Origin of the sequence: Mesorhizobium sp. B1-1-7, from assembly GCF_006442705.1 — a bacterium.
GTDB classification, from domain to species: Bacteria; Pseudomonadota; Alphaproteobacteria; order Rhizobiales; family Rhizobiaceae; genus Mesorhizobium; species Mesorhizobium opportunistum.
Window position 1 is genome coordinate 58326 of record NZ_VFWQ01000024.1, and the last position, 17533, is coordinate 75858.

Consider the following 17533-nt stretch of genomic DNA (forward strand, 5'->3'; position numbering starts at 1 on the left):
TCAAGTCACGCCTCCCCGGACGTTTCGAATATAGGTCAACTTGACTGACCTATATCCGCTTTGTCAGGCAATTTGAATAGTGCCTGAATGCCTTCCGCTATGCGCCAGGGAGCGAAGCGACGCGGTTCAATCCCCATCCGCGGACTTGGCCTTGCCGCACTGCGCCAGCACTTTGCCGATGGCTCCGCTGGAGCCCTTCAGCGGAAAACTAGTCGCGCCATATTTGGTTGAACCGACCGATACCTCGCCCTTGGAGCGCAGCAGGTCCAGCAGCGGATCGGCCTTGGTCAGGTCGACCACGAAATAATTGTACATCTCCTCCAGTTGCAGCGTCCTGGTCACTGTCTTGCCGTCGGCCTTGAAATCGAACGAGCCGCTGATGCCCGGTTCAAGCTGCTGGCCGGAGGCGCCGAGGTCCAAGCTCAGCATCGGCTTTTCAAAACAGATCAGCATCAGCTGCGCGTCGCCCTTCGGCCCGCCGCAGACCGAGGCGGTCAGCACGCTGCCGCCCTCGTCTTCCTCCATCTTCGCACTCCAGTTCCCGCACGACGCGGCAAAAGCCGGCTGCGCGGCCTGCAGCGCGGCCAAGGCACCAGCGACGACGAGATATCCAGCTCTCATGACTTTCCCCCAATTGGCTCCTCTGGAGCATTTGCAGCACCCGCCGGCAGCATATAGGAAAAGCCATCCGGTGGCATTGGCTGTTCAGCGCCGGCCTGGTTTTGCGGAGAGCGGTGTTGAGAGCCTGTGTTCGTCTGTGCCTTTTCATGGCCGCCCTGGTGGCCATGCCGCTCACCGCCCATGCGCAGTGGAAGCCGGTCGAGAAGGTCGAGACCTATGCCATCTCGGGCCAGTCCGGACCGGAACTCTATCGCTCGATCGGCGAGAACGGGCCGAATGTCGGCGTTGCCCGCGCCATCGCCCACACCAATTTCAAGCTGACCTGGACCCGGGATTATCAGGCCCGGGCCGGTGCCTGCGTGCTGGCCTCGGCCAAGCCGAAGCTCATCATCACCTACACCTTGCCCAGTCCCTCCTCGCCGCTGCCGTCAGCCGTCCAGAAGAACTGGGAGGTTTTCCTCGCCGGCGTCAGCGCCCACGAAAAGGTCCATGGCGCGACCATCGTTGACATGGTGCGCAAGATCGAGACGGCGACCGTCGGCCTGACGGTCGCCGATGATCCCAAATGCAGCAAGATCCGCACCGAAATGACCAAGCGTCTGTCGGCGCTCTCGCTGGCGCAGCGCCAGGCAAGCCGCGACTTCGACCGCATCGAACTCGGCCAGGGCGGCAATCTGCAGAAGCTGATCCTCGCCCTGGTCACTGGCGGCTGAGCGCTCTCACCTTCAAGCCTCGGACATGAGGCTGTCGAGCAGTTCGAGGCCCTCGGGCCAGTCGCCCAGGCCGCTGTCGGCATTGATGTGGCCGAACGGCCCGATGACGGTGATGCGGCTGCCCCATTGCTTCGCCCGCGCCTGGGCATATTCCTGCGAGCCATAGGGATCGTCGGTGCTGGCCACCACCAGCGAGGGGAAACGCAGCCGGCCCTCGGGAAAGTTGGCGAAAGCCATGCCATATCCGGGAAAGACCGCCGACGCCGGGTCGGGAACGCCGACCAGCAACGCCGCCTTGACCGGCCTTAGCGAAATTTTCTGCCAATGCGCGACCAGCAGGCAGGACAGGCTGTGCGCGACCAGCACCGGCGGCCCGGGCGCCGCGACCACCGCAGCCTCCAGCGCCGCCAGCCAGTCGGTGAAATCAGGCAGGTCCCAGCTTGACGGCTGGAAGCGCTGCATCGCGTGATTGGCGCTTTCCCAGCGCGATTGCCAGTGCTCCGGGCCGGAACCGCCACTTCCCGGCAGGATGATGAAATGCGTCATGTCGCCTTGCTCCAATCGATTGTTCGGGCATGATGACGTCTTGCGGTGGCGTCGGGAATGGGAAACCATCGGGTAAACCGTTCTCTCGCCGATGGATTCAAGGTGACCATGAAGATCAGTGATGAGCGCGCGCCGCTCGACCCGACCGACATCGCCATTGTCGAGGCCGTGCAGGAGAATGGCCGCATCGCCATTTCGGAGCTCGGCCGCCGGGTCGGCCTGTCGCAGCCGGCCACCTCCGAGCGGGTCAAGCGGCTGGAAGAGCGCGGCGTCATCGCCGGCTACACCGCGGTGATAAATCCGGCCGCCCTCGGTCTTGGCATGATGGCGATCATTCGCGTGCGCACCACGCATGAGCACATCCGGCCCTGCCTGAAGCAGTTCGCCGAAATGCCCGAGATCACCGAGGTGCACCGGCTGACCGGCGAGGATTGCTTCATCCTGAAAGTGGTCGTGCCCTCGCCCGTCCACCTTGAAACCATCGTCGACGCCGTGGCGCGCCACGGTGCGGTCACCACGGTATTGGTGCTGCGCAGCGAGACGCCGAAGCCGATCGGCCGCGAGCTGATCCGGAGGTCGGCCGGATAGACCAAGGCTTTTTCGCCGCGCAATGCGCGGGCTTTAAGCCCGCCAGGCTTGCAGATCGGCCAGGATCCGCGCCTTCAGCGCAGGGTCGGCGTAGCTCGCATGCACCGATGTCGCGGCAAGATGCCGGATGGTCTCGTCGTCCCATGCGAAGGCTTCGGCGCAGGCGGCATAGGATGCTTCGAGCGTGGTGTCGAGCAGCGACGGGTCGTCGGTGTTGATCGAGACCGGGACACCAGCCTTGCGCAGGGCATCGAGCGGATGCCCGGCAAGCGAGGGATACACACCGAGTGCCACGTTGGAGATCGGACATGTGCCCAGCGGGATCTGCCGCCGCACCAGCAACTCGACGAGTTCAGGGTCTTCGATCGCCCGCACGCCGTGGTCGATGCGGTCGGCGCCAAGCAGTTCGATCGCGTCACGCACTCCTTCCGGGCCGCTCGACTCGCCCGCATGAACGGTGCGCCGCAAACCCGCGGCGCCGGCGCGGCGGAACGCCTCGGCGAAACGTGGTCCGGTGCGGCCGGCGGCCGCTTCGTTGCCGTCGATCGATAGGGCAACAACGCGCTTGTGCCTGATCGTGCTCAGCAGTTCCACCAATTCGATCGCTTCCGCCGCCGACTGGGTGCGGAGCAGACTGACGCAAAGCCCGACCGGCGGGTGTCCGTCCTGCTCGGCGGCCGCGAAACCCGCGTCGAACGCGTCGATCATCCCGGCGATGTTGCTGTGCCAATGTGGCCAGTGCGTCGGGTTGAAGATGACGTCGGCATAACGCACGCCGCTTCGGCTCATGCGCTGCGCGAATTTGTAGGCAGTGGTTGCGAGTTGCTCGCGTGTCCGGAATGTCCCGCACAGCCAGTCGAGCATCTCGAGGAAGCTCTTCAAATCATGCGCTTCGAAGAGCCTGTCGCGCGCGGCGCGCAGCGGAATGCCGGCTTCCTCGCAATTGCTGATCACATCGTCGGCCTCGAAGCAGCCTTCGACGTGGATGTGCACTTCGGCTTTCGGCAACCCGATGAAGTCGGTCAATGACGCCTCCCATGTTCTCCGGCGCCATCAGACCATGAAATGGCCGACCTCCATTTCAAGAAATGATTGAAAGAATTGCGCGTCTGGGACCGAGAGATTGGCGGCGCCTCACGGAACCCGGGCCTACCGCGTGTCCGCGTGTGCCGTCAACTCTGCCCGCCTCTCGTCCGACACCACCGCCAGATCCAGCACCTTCTGCAATTCGGCGGCGTGGCGGAACGATGGTTCGCTCTGCACGCCGCTTTGCACCGCATCGGCGAAACGCTGGTAGTTGGTTGGCACGGTGCCGGCGTCGAGCTCTTCCCATTTGCCATCGTCGACATTGTCGCCGACGCAGGCCCTCAGCACCGAGCCGTCGAGATTGTGCACCACCTCGATGCCGCCTCTGTCGCCATAGATGCGCAGCCGAAGCTCGTTGAGATGGCCGGTCGCCCAGCGGCTGGCATGCACCACGCCGAAGGCGCCGTTGGAAAAATCCAGCGTCATGGCGAAGCTGTCATTGGCGTCGAGCCCATAGTCGCCGATGCGGTTGCCGGGCGCCTTGTCGAAGGTGCGCAGCCGGCAGAACACATGGTCGATGTCGAGCGCAGCACCATAGCTGGCGAAATCGAGGATGTGGATGCCGACATCGCCGAGCACGCCGTTCGAGCCGTGGCCGCGCGACAGGCGCCACAGCCATTTCGGATCGGTGCGCCAGTCGCCCCAGAATTTCGACACCAGCCAGCTTTGCAGATAGGACGCCTCGACATGCCGGACGGTGCCGATCTCGCCTGCCTGCACCATCTGGCGCGCCTTCTGGAGTGCCGCGACATTGCGGTAGGTGAGGTTCACCATATTGATGATGCCGGCGGCTTCCGCGGCGTCGGCCATCTCGGTCGCCTTGCCGAAATTTTCGGCCAGCGGCTTCTCGCACAGCACCGGCTTGCCGGCGGCGATCAGCGCCATGGTGGTCGGATGATGGATGCGGTCCGGCGTGACATTGGCGACCGCGTCGAAGGCGCCCCATTGCAGCGCTTCCTCCAGCGAGGTGAAGCGGTTTGGGATATTGAAGCCGTCGGCGAATTCGCCGACGCGCGCCGGATCGACATCGGCGGCGCCGACGATGTCGACACCCTCGACGGCGCTGAAGCGCCTTGCATGTTCCTGCGCCATCCAGCCGGTGCCGAGTATCAAAAGCCGCATTTTTTCTCCCGTCGTCTCAGGGTGCTGCCGGCGACTGTGGAGATACCCCTCTCCTCCCGGCCCTCTCTCGTCCCAGCCAGCGCCTCAGATAGCGCGGAAAATGCCGCCGTCGACACGAATGTTCTGTCCGTAGCCGGCGAGGCGCCGCCCTTACCCCTCCACCGTCTCCAGCACGCTCAGCAGCGTGCCTTCCATGTCGGGCTCCTCGCCGGAGCAGACGCACAGTACCTCGGCGTCGCCCTCGCCCACCGACAGATAGGCGTGACCCATGGTGGAATCGATGTAGACGCTTTCGCCCTCTTTAAGCCGCACCGGCGCGTATTGGTCGGTGTGCAGTTCGATCTCGCCCTTGAGCACGATCAGGAATTCCTCGCCGGCATGTTTCGTCAGCGGGCCGAATTCCTCCGGCGTACGGGCGCGAGCATAGGCATGGATCGGCACCATGCGCTTGCGCACCAGATCGGTGGCGAGATAGCGGTAGTCGTAGTTGCGGGTCAGTTGGCGCAGCGTGTTGGACTGCGAGGTCACCGAGCGGCGGGTGCGCGCCGAAGGCTGCTTGCGGTCGCCGCTGAGCAGTTCCGTTACATGGATGCCGAGCCCCTCGCAGATCTGTAAGAGCTTGTCGTAGCTCAGCGACATCTGGTCGTTCTCGACCTTGGACAGCGTCGACACAGCGACGCCGGTAAGCGTGCTGACCTCCTGCAGGGTCCAGCCATGCGTTTTTCTCAGGGCGCGAAGACAGTCACCGAGGTTCGGTTGCTCCGACATTGTCAGCTCCGTTGCGCGGCCATCGAGCCGCTTCCCTACCCTAGGTAGTCGAACTCCCCGTCACCATCAACAACATCAACAATTTTCTTATACGCTAAATATTGACTGGATACGAAATTATTTTTACGAATGGCGGATGCAGTCGAACTCCTCCCAGAAAATCGTTGTCATCGGTGGTGGCATTGCCGGCCTGTCACTGGCCGCCGCCATGCGGGATTGGGCCGAGGTGACTGTCATCGAGCGCGAGCCGCATCTCGGCTACCACGCCAGCGGCCGCTCCGCCGCTTTGTTCACCGAGACCTATGGCAACCGGCTGGTGCGAGCGCTGACGCTGGCCAGCCGCCAGGCCATCGTGGAGGGCGGCTTCGTCGCGCATCGACGCGGCGCGCTGCATGTCGGCTGGAAAGGCGACGACGCGGCGATCGACAGGCTGGCCGGTGAATTGCAGGCGCTGGTGCCCAGCGTGCGCCGCTTGTCGGCCGCCGAACTCCACGCGCTGGTTCCGGTCATTGCCGTTGGCGCCACCTGCGGCGGCGTCTATGAGCCGGACGCGGTGGATGTCGACACCGGCAAGATGCTGGCAGCGTGCGCCTCGGCACTGAAGGCCAGCGGCGGCACCATCCGCACCGGCGAGGAGGTCCGCGCCATCTCGGCCCTCGGCGACGGCGTGCGGGTGGAAACCAGCGCCGGCGCCTATGCCGCCGACATCGTCGTCAACGCCGCCGGCGCCTGGGTCGATGTTGTCGCCGGCATGGCGGGGCTCCCCGGCCTCGGCTTTCAGCCGAAGCGGCGTACCGCCTTCCTGTTCGATCCGCCCGCCGGCGCCGATATTGCCGGCTGGCCGCTGGTCGTCGACCTGCACGAACAATTCTACTTCAAGCCCGATGCCGGCAGGCTGATCGGCTCGCTCGCCGACGAAACCGATTCCGAGCCGTGCGACGCGTATCCGGAAGATATCGACGTCGCCATCGCCGTCGACCGCATCGAGCAGGCGACGTCGATGCGCATCGGCCGTCCGTCGACGCCGTGGGCGGGCCTGCGCACCTTCGCGCCGGATCGCACGCCGGTCGCCGGCTTCGATCCGCGCCTGCCCGGCTTCTTCTGGCTCGGCGGCCAGGGCGGTTACGGCTTCCAGGTGTCGCTGACTTTGGCCAGGCTGAGCTCGGCGCTGATGCGCGGCCAGCCCGTGCCCGAAGATGTCGCCGCGCTCGGCGTCACCGCCGCCGCGCTGGCGCCAGATCGTTTCCTCACCCAGGCGGCGACGCCATGAGTTTCATGCCCACCTCGTAAAGTGTCATCAGGAGCGTTTGCGATGAAATCCACCGTTCTGCGCGCAGTCCTAACCAGATCCCTTCTGGCCTCGTCCGTCATGGCCGCATCGATGCTTGTCGGCCAGGCCAATGCCAAAACCCTGGTCTATTGTTCGGAAGCCAATCCCGAGACCTTCAACCCGGCGATCGGCATTGCCGATTCGACCATGGACGCCGCCGCCAAGACGATCTTCAACCGGCTGGTCGAGTTCAAGCCGGGCACGACCGAGGTCGGACCGGCGCTGGCCGAAAGCTGGGAGGTCTCTCCGGATGGCAAGACCTATACCTTCCACCTCAGGCACGGCGTGAAATTCCAGTCGAACGAGCATTTTGCGCCGACGCGCGACTTCGACGCCGACGACGTGCTCTACACCTTCAACCGCCAGCGCGACGCCAATAATCCCTATCACAAGCTCGGCGGCGGCGCTTACGAGTATTTCAATGCGCTGGGCATGGGCACGCTGATCGACAAGATAGACAAGGTCGACGATTACACCGTGCGCTTCACGCTCACCGCTGCCAACGTCACCTTCCTCGCCGGGCTCGCGCTCGACTATCTCTCGATCCTGTCGCTGGAGCAGACCGAGAAGATGGTGGCCGCCGGCACCCCGGAGCTGATCGACAGCCAGCCGGTCGGCACTGGGCCGTTCGTGCTTCAAGCCTATGTGCCCGACAGCCAGGTCCGCTACGCCGCCAACAAGGATTACTGGCGCGGCGCGCCGAAGATCGACACGCTGGTCTTCGCCATCACGCCCGAGCCGACCACCCGCGTCGAGCGCATCAAGGCCAATGAGTGCCAGGTCGCCGCCCCGCCGCCGCCAAGTGCGGTCGCCGACCTGCGCGCCGATCCCGAGATCACGGTGCTCGACCTCAAGGGTCAGAATATCGGCATCCTCGGCTTCAATGTCGAACACCAGCCGCTGGGCGATGTGCGCGTGCGCACAGCGCTGGCCAAGGCGATCGACCGCAAGGCGATCGTCGAGGCGGTCTATGCGGGTGCGGGCACGATCGCCGGCAGCGTCGTGCCGCCGGCGCAGCTCGGCGCCGTCACCGATGCCGGCATCGACTACGATCCCGACGGCGCCAAGAAACTGCTGAAAGAAGCCGGCCACGAAAGCGGCCTCAAGATCAGCCTGTGGGCTATGCCGGTGTCGCGCCCCTACAACCCCAACGCCAAGCGTATGGCCGAGATGATCCAGGCCGACTGGGCCAAGGTCGGCGTCCACACAGAAATCGTCAGCTTCGAATGGGGCGAATATCTCAAGCGCACCGCCGCGGGCGAACAGGATGCCTTCCTGCTCGGCGGCAGCAGCGACAATGGCGATCCCGACAACATGCTGAGCTATCTCTTGTCCTGCGATGGCGTGAAGGGCGGCTCCAACCGCTCGCGCTGGTGCGACAAGGATTTCGAGAAGCTGCTCGACGAAGGCCGCGTCGCCGCCGACCAGAAAGAGCGCGCCGCCATCTACGGCAAGGCGCAGGCCATCCTGAAGGCCGAGGTGCCGGTGGCGCCGATCGCCCATTCGATGGTGGCGATCCCGATCCGCAAGAGCGTTCTCAACTACGTGCTCGACCCCTTCGGCCGGCAGAATTTCGCCGCCGTCGATATGGCGGAGTGAGGGCTGGCGCCTTCCCTTCTCCCCTTGCGGGAGAAGGTGTCGCCGAAGGCGACGGATGAGGGGGCTCCAGGGAACGCCAACGTCTCACTCCGCTGGAACACCCCTCATCCGTCTCGGCGCCAGCGCGCCGATCCACCTTCTCCCGCAAGGGGAGAAGGGAAAAAGAAAGCGAGACATCCATGCCAAAAGACCTGACCGCCCTCCTCGACACCTACCTCGCCGATGGTGCGGTAGGCGCCTCGCTCGCCTATTCGACAGGCGTCACACCAACCGCCCTCACCGCTGGCCTCTCCGACCGGCGGCACGTCACCCCTGTCACTCCGGACCAGCTGTTCAAGATCGGCAGTTGCACCAAGACCTTCGTTGCCGCGGCCCTGGTCAAGCTCGCCGAGACAGGCAAGCTCGATCTCGGTGCGCCGATCTCCCTCTGGTTTCCCGACCTGCCGGGTGCCAAAGACATTTCGGTGCGCCAGCTGATCAACCACCGCGGCGGCCTGCCGGAATTCGAATATTACATTCCGATGGACCCGAGCCGGCAGTGGACGCCCCGGCAGCTGGTCGATATCGCCTTCGCCTCCGACAAGCAGAAGGCGCCGGGCGGTCCCGCCGTCTACAACAACACTGGCTATGTGCTGGCCGGCTTGGTGATCGAGGCCGTCACCGGCCAGTCGCTGGGCGCCTACGTCAGAAGCGCGATCCTCGAGCCGCTTGGCCTGGAAAACACCTGGTCGCCGGCGACCGAAGCCTTTCCGGAAAAGGCGATGGTGCGCGGCTATTACCACCGGCCGCCGCCGGCGCCGAATGCGCCCACCGACATCGCCTCGGGCGGCGAGATGTGGCGCATGGACGGCGTGCTGCCCTACGCCGACGACCTGCAGGACTCTTCCAATTCCTTCCCGTTCGGTGCCGCCTATGGCTGCGGCGACATGGTGTCGACGCCATCCGACATGGTCGCTTTCATGCGCGGCCTGTTCTCCGGCAAATTGTTGTCGCCGCCCTTCTTCGCCGAGATGTTCGAACACCGCGTGCCGGCGAGTTTTCCAGGCACCCGCATGCGCGAGACCGGTGCCGGCATGTTCCAAAGCGCCTACGCCGACCGCGCCTTCTACGGCCATCAGGGCAGCATTCCGGGCTACGTCGCCGTCATGCTGCACGATCCACAGTCGAACCTGACCATAGCCATGACCAGCAATGTCGGTTCCGGCAACCGCCTGTCCTTCCAGGCCAGCGGCTTGCATCCGGTGGTCGACCAGGCGATCCGGATGATCCTAGGAGACTGACTTTATCCACTCAAGGGCGACGGCCGGAAGACAGCGACGGCCGCCGCGACAATCTCGGCATTGTCTTTTGCCGTCCTGCCATCGGCGAGCGTCCTGCTATCCTCCAGCCCGACCCGCGTCGACCAGCGCTTCCGATGCGCAAGCTCCACGAACGGCCACACCGTGGCGTCGACGCCATGCAGCAGGATCGGGCGCCGCACCTCGGCGCGTTCGAGCACGGCGGCGATGCCATGCGCCTCGTCGAGTGCTGCATTCAGGTCCTGGATGTCGATCTCGATCAGGATGCGGAGCACCCGGTCGCGATCGGCAAACGTCACGAGGCGCTCGGCATCTTCCGTCGTGGCAAGCCCGGCCTCGATACCGACGCCGCGTTGGCGCAACAATCCCATCACGGCGGGCGCGTCGGCCTCCGACAGGTTGACCGAGGCATAGTCGGGCAACTCGCGCCAGCCGGCGATCGCCGCGCGCGTCCGCTCGACATCGTTCTCGATCCAGGCGCCGGTCGACACGCCGAGGAATGTGCCCGGACAGGCCTTGCGTACCGCAAACACCGTTTCATCGACGGCGGCCAGGCTCTCGCGCCCGTCCGCGCCGCGCGGATGGATATGCAGTTCGGCCGCACCCGCTGCGACGCAGGCCGCCGCATCGCTCGCTATCGCCTGCACCGTCAGCGGCAATTCCGGGTGGAAATCGCGCGGCCGCGCGCCATTGATGCACGCCTGTACGATCATGATCTCGCCTCGGACAAGGGAGATACCACTTTAGTCGCTCGGCCGCGAAGTTGCCAATCTCCCCGGTGGAGATTGGCAGTCTCAAGGGTCGCGCCTTCTCTGGCCCATCCGGCGGCATTTGAATAAAAAGCGCCTGTGGATATTTACCTCGCGTTCCGCCAGGCCGGCCAAGATAAATTAGGGCGGGATCATGGAGGGACCATTGACCAGCGATTTTTCAGCCGCCCGCGTCCACCTCGAACGTGCCTATCACTATCTGCGTGGCAATGACGAGACGAGCCGTGCGGCGTGTGACGCCCTCGATCTGTTGATCGAAACGGTGGCGGAAGCACAACACAGGCGACCCGAAATTGGGGTAGTGGAGTTTCCACGATCGACGGCGCGGCAAAACCGTTAGAGAGCAATTCCAGGAAAAGTGTGAAACGGTTTTCCCGGGAAAAGCGCGTAGCGCGTTCCCTTGGGATTGCGTCAAAACGTAGTGTCGAGTTTCAGGTAAGGTCATCCTCACCTGAAACTCGATATCCCGGTTCACGATGCCTTGCGGGCCGGCACCTCGCTCGCACGTGCGACGATCTGCTCCAGCGGCTCCGGCCGGTGCAGCAGGAAGCCTTGGCCGAAGGCGACGCCCATATCGCCGAGCATGGCCAGCGTGTCCTGGCGCTCGATTTTCTCGCCCACCACGTCGCAGCCGAGGCTGCGGGCAATGCTGGTGATGGCCAGTACGATCTCGCGGTCGAAGCGGCTTTCCGTGATGTGTTCGATGAAGGAACCGTCGATCTTGATCGTGTCGACGGGGAAACGCCTGAGATATTCGAACGAACTCATGCCGGCGCCGAAATCGTCGAGGCTGACCCGGCAGCGCCGCTCGCGCGCCTTGCGCACGAACTGTTCGGCGGCGTCGAAATTGGTGACGGCTGCGGTCTCGGTGATCTCGAAACCGATGCCCGAATGCGGCACTCCGGTCTCGTCTATGACACTGTCGACGAACGCCCACAGTTGCGGATCGCTCAGCGTCTGTGCCGACAGGTTGAAGCCGAGCGTCAGCGAGCCCGAGCGCAAGGCGGCGCCGTGCCGCGACAGCGCGGTGCGGATGATCCAGCGGTCGAGCCTTGAAGCGATGCCGAACCGCTCGGCCACCGGAATGAACTCGCCCGGCGGCACCAGCCGGCCGTTGCGCCCGGCGAGCCTCGCCAGCACTTCGACATGACGGCTTTCCTGCCAGGGCTTGCCGAGCAGGTGGATTTCCTGGCCGAACAGTTTCAGCCGTCCCTCTTCCATGGCGTCGACCGTATCGGCGGCGACGCGCGCGGCATTGAGCCCGCCCGACCCCGATTCGACCATCGTGGAGAACACCGCGAAACGATTGCGCCCGGCAGCCTTGGCCGCATAGCAGGCGTCGTCGGCGCAAGCCAGCGCATCGGCCACCGTGGTGCTGGCGTCGTCGATGAAGGCGATGCCGATCGAGGCCGCCAGTTTGCGTGACGACGCGGCCGTGCCGAGGTCGGCCTCGCGCACCGCGCCGAGCACGGCAGTGGCGATCCGCTCGGCCTGCGAGGCATCGCAATGCGGCACCAGCAGCGCGAATTCGTCACCACCCAGCCGCGCCGCGTGCGCCGCCTGCGGCAGGCAGCCACGGATGCCGGCGGAAACGCTCTTCAGCGCCAGGTCGCCGGCAGCGTGGCCGGCAAAGTCGTTGAGCGCCTTGAAGTAGTCGAGATCGACATAGAACACCGCCAGCGGCACACCCGCGGCGATGTGGTCGGCGAGCAGCCTGTCGAAGGCGGCGCGGTTGCACAGGCCGGTCAGCGCGTCGTGGCGGGCCGCGTAGGCAAGCTCCTGCTGGCGCAGCTTTTCCTCGGTGATGTCGCGCACCGTGCCGAGGATCTGGCCGGCAGCGCCCGCCGCGGCGACGAAGCGCACCAGCGACTCGACATGGCGGATCCCGCCGTCGCGCCTGATGATGCGGTATTGCGAGGCGGTGACGCCGTCAGAGCCGGGTGGCGGCAGATGCGCCCGCTCGGTGGCTTCCTTGTCGTCGGGGTGCAGATAGCTGTGCCAGAGGTCGGCTGTCACCTCGTCGGTGTCGGCGACCAAGCCGAATATGTCCCTGGTGCGAGCATCCCAATAGCTCTTGTTGGTGGCGATGTCGTAGTGCCAGATGCCGGTGCCGCTGGCGGCGAGCGCCAGGCGGAAGCGCACATTGACCTGTTCAAGCTCGGCCTCGGCGGCCTTCTGCTTGGAAATGTCGGTTTGCACGCCCATCAGCCTGGTGGGCTTTCCAGACGTGTCGCGCTCGACGATGCCGCCGCGATCCAGCACCCACACCCAATGGCCCAGCTTGTGCTTGAGCCTGAGTTCGGTCTCGATGGCATCGGTCAATCCGGCAATATGGCGGTCGCCGCTGGCCAACGCATGCTCGCGGTCGTCGGGATGGGTGAGTTGCAGCCACAGGTCGCTGGTGGCGGCAAGCTCATCCTCGTCATAGCCCAGCATATGCGCCCAGGTCGCCGAGTAGAAGCAGTCGCCGGTCCGAATATCCCAGTCCCAGACGCCAAGATGGGCGCGTTCCAGCGCTTTCGCCCAGAACGTTCCATCGCGACTTTTTTTGTCCTGACGCGCCATCGTCTGTTTCGCCTGCCCCACCCGCGGGCAATCTGCGACAGAACCAGAGAAGAAAGCGTTACTTCTGCCGAAGGGAAGCCGCTCAGCCTGACAGTCGTTCGTTTGTGAACGCGCCTTTCGATTGGCGGGCAAGAACCGGAGTTTTACTGCCCCCGGTTCGTCCTACTGCTTGTCCCAGGCCACCGGCCCATCCGGTGAGTCCAAAGGAAAGGACAAGAGGATCCTCCCAATGACCAAGCAAGAAGACAACAACAAGGCCGTCGTCGTCAGATGGTTCACCGATTTCTGGGGTGAGACCTGCGATCTGTCGGTGGTCGACGAGGTTGCGGCGCCCGACATGCTGCTGAAATATTCGCTGCATGAGCCGCGTCGCGGCCGCGACGATATCAAGGCTTTCATGACCGATTTCCGAACCGCATTCCCGGATCTCAACTTCTGGGCCACCGCCGACCTCATTGCCGAGGGCGACTATGTCGTCGGCCAGTGGGAAGGTGGCGGCACGCATACCGGCCCGGCCTTCGGCGATTTTCTGGTCGGTTCACTGCCCGCCGCCACCGGCCGCACGATGCGCTTCACCGGCACCACGGTGCTCAAGGTGATCGACGGCAGGATCGTCGAGGAGATCGGTCTCGACGACGGCGTTACCGCCCTCACCCAACTCGGCCTGATGAAAGCCGCTTGAGGCAGCACACGGGAACCATCGTATGAGGCCAGGCGGCGTCGATGCCGCCTGGCCTCATCGATTACTGGCTCCTTTGCTTACTGACCCCGTTGCTTACTGAATTGGCGCCATCGCATGCTCGCACGACATTTTCGGATTCATGTCGGCGAAAGTGCCGGTCGGATTGCCCTTCCAGGCCCAGACATGCAACTCGTAGAACTCACCCAGGCCGTAGCGGTTGGGAGCGCCGTTGAAGTTGAACAATTGGCCGTCCAGTGATGCCGGCCCCTTCGAGGTGATATATTCGACCGCCACCAGCTTCAGCGTGCCGTCGGCCATCGGCTCGTACATCACCGCTTCGGGACGGGCGATGTCGATCTTGTCGTCCTTCAGATACTGGCCGTTGACGTAGTGGATGCCCATGGCGCCGCCGGTGATGCCGCTGGCACAGGGAATGGGCGCATAGCCCTCGGCCGTCGCTGCCTTGACGTCGAGAAAGCGGCTGTTCGCGGCCCGCACCTTGTCGGCCAGCGGATTGGGACCGGACGCGGCGTCGGACGCCTCCTGATGCGCCTGTGCGAGGGTGGCGCCGACGGCAAGCATGGCCCCCGCCATGACGAGCCTGTTGCGAAGATTTGACTTCATATCCATTCCATTCTTCTTGAAAAAGCACAGCTCGCCGGCCGCCGGAAATACGGAGGCCCGGCAGGCAAGCACCGTGGCTGTTGTTGCTTGGCGATCCCGAATTCGATGTATCGTGGAAGGATCATCCCTTCGGCAGATACGGTATCGTTCCAGCGAGATCGGTGTCGTCGATGAGCTGGAAACGGCTGTCGCTGCCGCCCTGACGCGCCGAGACGAAAGGCGCGTAGGCCGGATCGTTGGTGAAGGCGCGCGCCGCGGCTTCCGACGGGAATGCCATCAGAGCGATCAGCGTGGTGTCGAGCGGCTTGCCCTCGAGCGTCTTCACATTGCCGCTGCGCGACAGATATTTGCCGCCATGCTTGTGGACGAGGTCGTGCACCGAGGCGGCATAGTCCGGCACCCATTTCGGGTCCTTCATCTTGATGTCCGCGATAAGGTAAGCAGTCATGGTCGTATCCTTGGTTGCGGCGCACAGGGATATCCCGTGCAACCGGCCAAAGGGCTCGCATGGCAAGGCCTCTGCCAACCAGTCCGCGATCTGTACCGGCCCGGTACAGTTTCTGTACTCGCCGCTTCAATCATGAAGGGCTAATGTTCGGCTCAGGTTCGAGGGAGAGGCACCGATCATGGCCCAGCACGGATACAAGCAGTTCTGCCCGCTATCGATGGCCGCCGAGGTGCTGTGCACCCGCTGGACGATGGTGCTGATGCGCGAACTGGTGGCAGGTTCGACCCGCTTCAACGACCTGCGCCGCGGCGTCCCCAAAATGTCGCCGACCCTTTTGTCGCAACGGCTTAAGGAGCTCGAACTGGCCGGCATCGTCGAGCGCAAGGCGGTCCAGGGCGAGAAGGGGATTTTCGACTATCAACTGACCGAGGCAGGCCGGGATCTGCGCCCCGTCGTCGAGGCGATGGGGTTCTGGGGGCAGAAGTGGGTCGAGTCCCGGCTGTCGCTCAAGAACCTCGATCCGTCGCTGTTGATGTGGGACATGCGGCGCAATCTGAACCCCTCGCCGCTGCCCGACGGGCGCACCGTGATACAATTCCTGTACCAGGAACTTCCGGTCTCCAAACGTTCGTGGTGGCTGATCGTCGAGAAGCACGGCGAGGTTGACCTGTGCTGGTATGATCCGGGTTTCGAGGTCGACCTCTACGTCTCGACCGACCTGCATACGATGACGGCGATCTGGATGGGGCTGCTCACCGTCGAGAAGGCCGGCACCAAGGTCGCCCTGACCGGCGACCAGGCCATCGGCAGGAAGATGCAGACCTGGCTCGGCCTCAGCCCGTTCGCGGTGGAGCCCAAGCGTGCGGCGTAGGAGAGCCTACCGCCAAACGCTTATCAACCCTGGGCTACATGCAACGAGAACAATGACTTACATGGAACTTTTGAATCCGATTGGATGCGACCCGTCAATGGGATCGGGTGATTCAATCGGGTAGTACTTGTCTTCATAAGCCTCGATCAGGCACGCAAGAGCGTCGAAGCGGTCGCCGTCAGGAGAGCCGACTTCCGGCTCATTCTCGAAATATCTGCCGATTTCGGCGATCGCCCAATCGTAGTCAGCTTCGGTCCTAATGGGTCGAATGTTTTCCATCACACCTTCTCCAGATCAACCTTGTCATAATCTTGCCCGATGGAAAATTGTAGAGCCCAGGTTTAGTTCTCGAACATCGATAAAGTCCGCCCCTCCTGACAGTTGTCAGGAAACGGGTGGCGAGGCCGGCGTTTGGGGGCTTCAATGCGGCCATGTTCATCACCCTGGCCAAAGATCTGAAATCCGTCCCGCTGCCGGTCGCCGACGATCCGCGCTGGGCGCGTATCGTCGCGCGCGACAAATCGGCGGACGGCGAATTCTGGTATTCGGTGGCGACGACCGGCGTCTACTGCCGCCCCTCCTGCCCGTCGCGGCGCGCCAACCCTAGGAACGTGCAGTTGCACGATACGCTGGATCAGGCCAGTGCGACCGGCTTTCGCCCCTGCCGGCGCTGCAATCCGGATGGTCCCTCGCTTGAAGCCGGCAACGCCGCGATGGTCGCCGATGCCTGCCGCAGGATAGAGCATAGCGAGGAGGAACCCTCGCTCGCCGAACTGGCTGGTGCAGCCGGCCGCAGCGCCGGCTATTTCCACCGTGTCTTCAAGGCCATCACCGGGCTGACGCCGAAGGACTACGCCGCCGCACACCGCGCCGCCCGGGTCCGCCAGGGCCTCGAAGACGGCGCCAGCGTGACGGCCGCGATCTATGACGCCGGCTTCAATTCGAGCGGGCGTTTCTACGAAAAATCGACCGGCATGCTCGGCATGACGCCGACCCGCTACCGTGCCGGCGGCGCCAACGAGGACATCCGCTTCGCCGTCGGCGAGGCCTCGCTCGGCAGCATTCTGGTCGCGTCGAGCCAGAAGGGCGTCGCCTCGATCCTGCTCGGCGACGATCCCGACGCGCTGGTGCGCGACCTGCAGGACCGTTTTCCCAAGGCGCGGCTGATCGGCGGCGACCGCGATTACGAGGCGCTGGTCGCCCGCGTCGTCGGTTTCGTCGAGGCGCCGGCGCTCGGCCTCGACCTGCCGCTCGACGTGCGCGGCACGGCGTTCCAGCAGCGCGTCTGGCAGGCATTGCAGGAGATCCCTGTCGGCAAGACGGTGTCCTATGCCGAGATGGCGCGGCGCATCGGTACGCCGAACGCCACGCGCGCCGTCGCCGCCGCCTGCGCGGCCAACGCGCATGCGGTGGCCATCCCCTGCCACCGCGTCATCCGCAAGGACGGCGCGCTGTCCGGCTATGCCTGGGGCGCCGAGCGCAAGCGCGCGCTGCTCGACCGCGAGGCGGGTGGATCGAATGCATCCGACAGCGCTTACCGATCTGCACGGAGCTGACGGGCACCAGCATGCGCGCGATGGCAAGGTCTTCCACCTCCGGCGCGAACGTCCCGTCATCAGGCAGCGTTGCGCAGCAGGAGGACGCGAAGTCACAGGTGTTGGCCGCCATCAGCGAACTGGTCGACGACGGTAAAGCTGAGTGGAGCCGCGGCAAGAGCGGCGAGATCGAGCTGCGGCTGGTGTCAGGCGAAGTGTTCGTGCTGGGCGAGGTCGCCGTCACCCGTGTTGGGTGAGCATGTTTGGGCAGTGTGGTCCAAGTCAGCACTCTACGGCGCCCCCCTCTGTCCTGCCGGACATCTCCCCCACAAGGAGGGATATTGGCGGCTTCGTCGCCCCACTCGTT

The 17533-nt window shown here is 64.4% G+C and carries 20 protein-coding genes; 10 read left to right on the plus strand and 10 right to left on the minus strand.

What is annotated here, in order from left to right:
- Nucleotides 1-126: 126 nt before the first annotated feature.
- A complete protein-coding gene (locus tag FJ978_RS29725; RefSeq protein ID WP_246678228.1) occupies nt 127-621 on the minus strand; it encodes a hypothetical protein in 495 nt (164 codons plus the stop codon).
- Nucleotides 622-767: 146 nt separating this feature from the next.
- On the opposite strand from FJ978_RS29725, the gene FJ978_RS29730 reads away from it, so the two are divergent.
- Entirely contained in the window at nt 768-1334 is a 567-nt protein-coding gene (locus FJ978_RS29730; RefSeq protein ID WP_049802371.1) for a DUF922 domain-containing protein, read from the plus strand.
- A 12-nt stretch (nt 1335-1346) separates the two neighbouring features.
- On the opposite strand, the gene FJ978_RS29735 is transcribed toward FJ978_RS29730, so the two are convergent.
- Nucleotides 1347-1880, minus strand: a complete 534-nt coding sequence (locus tag FJ978_RS29735) for an alpha/beta hydrolase (protein WP_140576265.1) — start codon at nt 1878-1880, stop codon at nt 1347-1349.
- Nucleotides 1881-1988: 108 nt separating this feature from the next.
- On the opposite strand from FJ978_RS29735, the gene FJ978_RS29740 reads away from it, so the two are divergent.
- Complete coding sequence (locus FJ978_RS29740) at nt 1989-2468, plus strand: Lrp/AsnC family transcriptional regulator (protein ID WP_140576267.1); 480 nt, start codon at nt 1989-1991, stop codon at nt 2466-2468.
- Nucleotides 2469-2501: 33 nt separating this feature from the next.
- Here the strand turns inward: FJ978_RS29740 and add are convergent, their stop codons facing one another.
- The 3 genes from add to FJ978_RS29755 form a co-directional block, all read right to left on the minus strand.
- On the minus strand, nt 2502-3494 hold the full coding sequence (gene add / locus FJ978_RS29745) for an adenosine deaminase (RefSeq protein WP_140576269.1): 993 nt from the start codon (nt 3492-3494) through the stop codon (nt 2502-2504).
- Nucleotides 3495-3617: 123 nt separating this feature from the next.
- Nucleotides 3618-4676, minus strand: a complete 1059-nt coding sequence (locus tag FJ978_RS29750) for a Gfo/Idh/MocA family oxidoreductase (RefSeq protein ID WP_140576271.1) — start codon at nt 4674-4676, stop codon at nt 3618-3620.
- Nucleotides 4677-4826: 150 nt separating this feature from the next.
- A complete protein-coding gene (locus FJ978_RS29755; protein ID WP_023768209.1) occupies nt 4827-5444 on the minus strand; it encodes an XRE family transcriptional regulator in 618 nt (205 codons plus the stop codon).
- Between the two features lie 136 nt (nt 5445-5580).
- Between FJ978_RS29755 and FJ978_RS29760 the strand changes: the two genes are divergently transcribed.
- The 3 genes from FJ978_RS29760 to FJ978_RS29770 all read left to right on the plus strand — a co-directional run bounded on the left by FJ978_RS29760 (nt 5581) and on the right by FJ978_RS29770 (nt 9653).
- Nucleotides 5581-6714, plus strand: coding sequence for an FAD-binding oxidoreductase (locus tag FJ978_RS29760; RefSeq protein ID WP_140576272.1), 1134 nt, complete (start codon nt 5581-5583; stop codon nt 6712-6714).
- Nucleotides 6715-6756: 42 nt separating this feature from the next.
- Nucleotides 6757-8373, plus strand: coding sequence for an ABC transporter substrate-binding protein (locus FJ978_RS29765; RefSeq protein ID WP_140576274.1), 1617 nt, complete (start codon nt 6757-6759; stop codon nt 8371-8373).
- Nucleotides 8374-8552: 179 nt separating this feature from the next.
- Nucleotides 8553-9653, plus strand: coding sequence for a serine hydrolase domain-containing protein (locus tag FJ978_RS29770; protein ID WP_140576276.1), 1101 nt, complete (start codon nt 8553-8555; stop codon nt 9651-9653).
- A gap of 2 nt (nt 9654-9655) precedes the next feature.
- Here FJ978_RS29770 and FJ978_RS29775 read toward each other — a convergent pair whose 3' ends face one another.
- On the minus strand, nt 9656-10384 hold the full coding sequence (locus tag FJ978_RS29775; protein ID WP_140576278.1) for a 3-keto-5-aminohexanoate cleavage protein: 729 nt from the start codon (nt 10382-10384) through the stop codon (nt 9656-9658).
- A 202-nt stretch (nt 10385-10586) separates the two neighbouring features.
- Here FJ978_RS29775 and FJ978_RS29780 point away from each other — a divergent pair, with 202 nt between their 5' ends.
- Entirely contained in the window at nt 10587-10781 is a 195-nt protein-coding gene (locus FJ978_RS29780; RefSeq protein ID WP_181176884.1) for a hypothetical protein, read from the plus strand.
- A 131-nt stretch (nt 10782-10912) separates the two neighbouring features.
- Here FJ978_RS29780 and FJ978_RS29785 read toward each other — a convergent pair whose 3' ends face one another.
- A complete protein-coding gene (locus FJ978_RS29785) occupies nt 10913-13006 on the minus strand; it encodes an EAL domain-containing protein (RefSeq protein WP_140576279.1) in 2094 nt (697 codons plus the stop codon).
- A gap of 229 nt (nt 13007-13235) precedes the next feature.
- Between FJ978_RS29785 and FJ978_RS29790 the strand changes: the two genes are divergently transcribed.
- On the plus strand, nt 13236-13688 hold the full coding sequence (locus FJ978_RS29790; RefSeq protein WP_140576281.1) for an ester cyclase: 453 nt from the start codon (nt 13236-13238) through the stop codon (nt 13686-13688).
- A gap of 93 nt (nt 13689-13781) precedes the next feature.
- Here FJ978_RS29790 and FJ978_RS29795 read toward each other — a convergent pair whose 3' ends face one another.
- Together FJ978_RS29795 and FJ978_RS29800 are read right to left on the minus strand one after the other, a co-directional pair.
- The gene (locus FJ978_RS29795) at nt 13782-14318 is read right to left on the minus strand and encodes a hypothetical protein (RefSeq protein WP_181176885.1); all 537 of its coding nucleotides are present in this window, start codon (nt 14316-14318) and stop codon (nt 13782-13784) included.
- Between the two features lie 115 nt (nt 14319-14433).
- Nucleotides 14434-14760, minus strand: a complete 327-nt coding sequence (locus tag FJ978_RS29800; protein WP_013894455.1) for a DUF1330 domain-containing protein — start codon at nt 14758-14760, stop codon at nt 14434-14436.
- Between the two features lie 178 nt (nt 14761-14938).
- Between FJ978_RS29800 and FJ978_RS29805 the strand changes: the two genes are divergently transcribed.
- Nucleotides 14939-15631: a helix-turn-helix domain-containing protein gene (locus FJ978_RS29805; protein ID WP_140576283.1), complete on the plus strand. Its 693-nt coding sequence runs from the start codon at nt 14939-14941 to the stop codon at nt 15629-15631.
- A 57-nt stretch (nt 15632-15688) separates the two neighbouring features.
- Here the strand turns inward: FJ978_RS29805 and FJ978_RS29810 are convergent, their stop codons facing one another.
- Nucleotides 15689-15910, minus strand: a complete 222-nt coding sequence (locus tag FJ978_RS29810; protein ID WP_140576285.1) for a transcriptional regulator — start codon at nt 15908-15910, stop codon at nt 15689-15691.
- Between the two features lie 152 nt (nt 15911-16062).
- Here FJ978_RS29810 and ada point away from each other — a divergent pair, with 152 nt between their 5' ends.
- A complete protein-coding gene (ada, locus tag FJ978_RS29815; RefSeq protein WP_181176886.1) occupies nt 16063-17187 on the plus strand; it encodes a bifunctional DNA-binding transcriptional regulator/O6-methylguanine-DNA methyltransferase Ada in 1125 nt (374 codons plus the stop codon).
- 11 nt (nt 17188-17198) lie between these two features.
- Nucleotides 17199-17423 carry a hypothetical protein gene (locus tag FJ978_RS29820; RefSeq protein ID WP_140576289.1) on the plus strand — a complete coding sequence of 75 codons (225 nt, stop codon included), beginning with the start codon at nt 17199-17201 and terminating at the stop codon, nt 17421-17423.
- The last annotated feature ends 110 nt before the right edge of the window (nt 17424-17533 follow it).

Coding starts and splice junctions, on each gene's coding strand:
- FJ978_RS29730 (WP_049802371.1), top strand. CDS start 768: ATGGCCGCCCTGGTGGCCATGCCGCTCACCGCCCATGCGCAGTGGAAG.
- FJ978_RS29810 (WP_140576285.1), bottom strand. CDS start 15,910: ATGGAAAACATTCGACCCATTAGGACCGAAGCTGACTACGATTGGGCG.
- FJ978_RS29795 (WP_181176885.1), bottom strand. CDS start 14,318: ATGGATATGAAGTCAAATCTTCGCAACAGGCTCGTCATGGCGGGGGCC.
- FJ978_RS29820 (WP_140576289.1), top strand. CDS start 17,199: ATGCGCGCGATGGCAAGGTCTTCCACCTCCGGCGCGAACGTCCCGTCA.
- FJ978_RS29725 (WP_246678228.1), bottom strand. CDS start 621: ATGAGAGCTGGATATCTCGTCGTCGCTGGTGCCTTGGCCGCGCTGCAG.
- FJ978_RS29735 (WP_140576265.1), bottom strand. CDS start 1,880: ATGACGCATTTCATCATCCTGCCGGGAAGTGGCGGTTCCGGCCCGGAG.
- FJ978_RS29765 (WP_140576274.1), top strand. CDS start 6,757: ATGAAATCCACCGTTCTGCGCGCAGTCCTAACCAGATCCCTTCTGGCC.
- FJ978_RS29775 (WP_140576278.1), bottom strand. CDS start 10,384: ATGATCGTACAGGCGTGCATCAATGGCGCGCGGCCGCGCGATTTCCAC.
- FJ978_RS29770 (WP_140576276.1), top strand. CDS start 8,553: ATGCCAAAAGACCTGACCGCCCTCCTCGACACCTACCTCGCCGATGGT.
- FJ978_RS29805 (WP_140576283.1), top strand. CDS start 14,939: ATGGCCCAGCACGGATACAAGCAGTTCTGCCCGCTATCGATGGCCGCC.
- FJ978_RS29760 (WP_140576272.1), top strand. CDS start 5,581: ATGCAGTCGAACTCCTCCCAGAAAATCGTTGTCATCGGTGGTGGCATT.
- ada (WP_181176886.1), top strand. CDS start 16,063: ATGTTCATCACCCTGGCCAAAGATCTGAAATCCGTCCCGCTGCCGGTC.
- FJ978_RS29790 (WP_140576281.1), top strand. CDS start 13,236: ATGACCAAGCAAGAAGACAACAACAAGGCCGTCGTCGTCAGATGGTTC.
- FJ978_RS29740 (WP_140576267.1), top strand. CDS start 1,989: ATGAAGATCAGTGATGAGCGCGCGCCGCTCGACCCGACCGACATCGCC.
- FJ978_RS29750 (WP_140576271.1), bottom strand. CDS start 4,676: ATGCGGCTTTTGATACTCGGCACCGGCTGGATGGCGCAGGAACATGCA.
- FJ978_RS29755 (WP_023768209.1), bottom strand. CDS start 5,444: ATGTCGGAGCAACCGAACCTCGGTGACTGTCTTCGCGCCCTGAGAAAA.
- FJ978_RS29800 (WP_013894455.1), bottom strand. CDS start 14,760: ATGACTGCTTACCTTATCGCGGACATCAAGATGAAGGACCCGAAATGG.
- FJ978_RS29785 (WP_140576279.1), bottom strand. CDS start 13,006: ATGGCGCGTCAGGACAAAAAAAGTCGCGATGGAACGTTCTGGGCGAAA.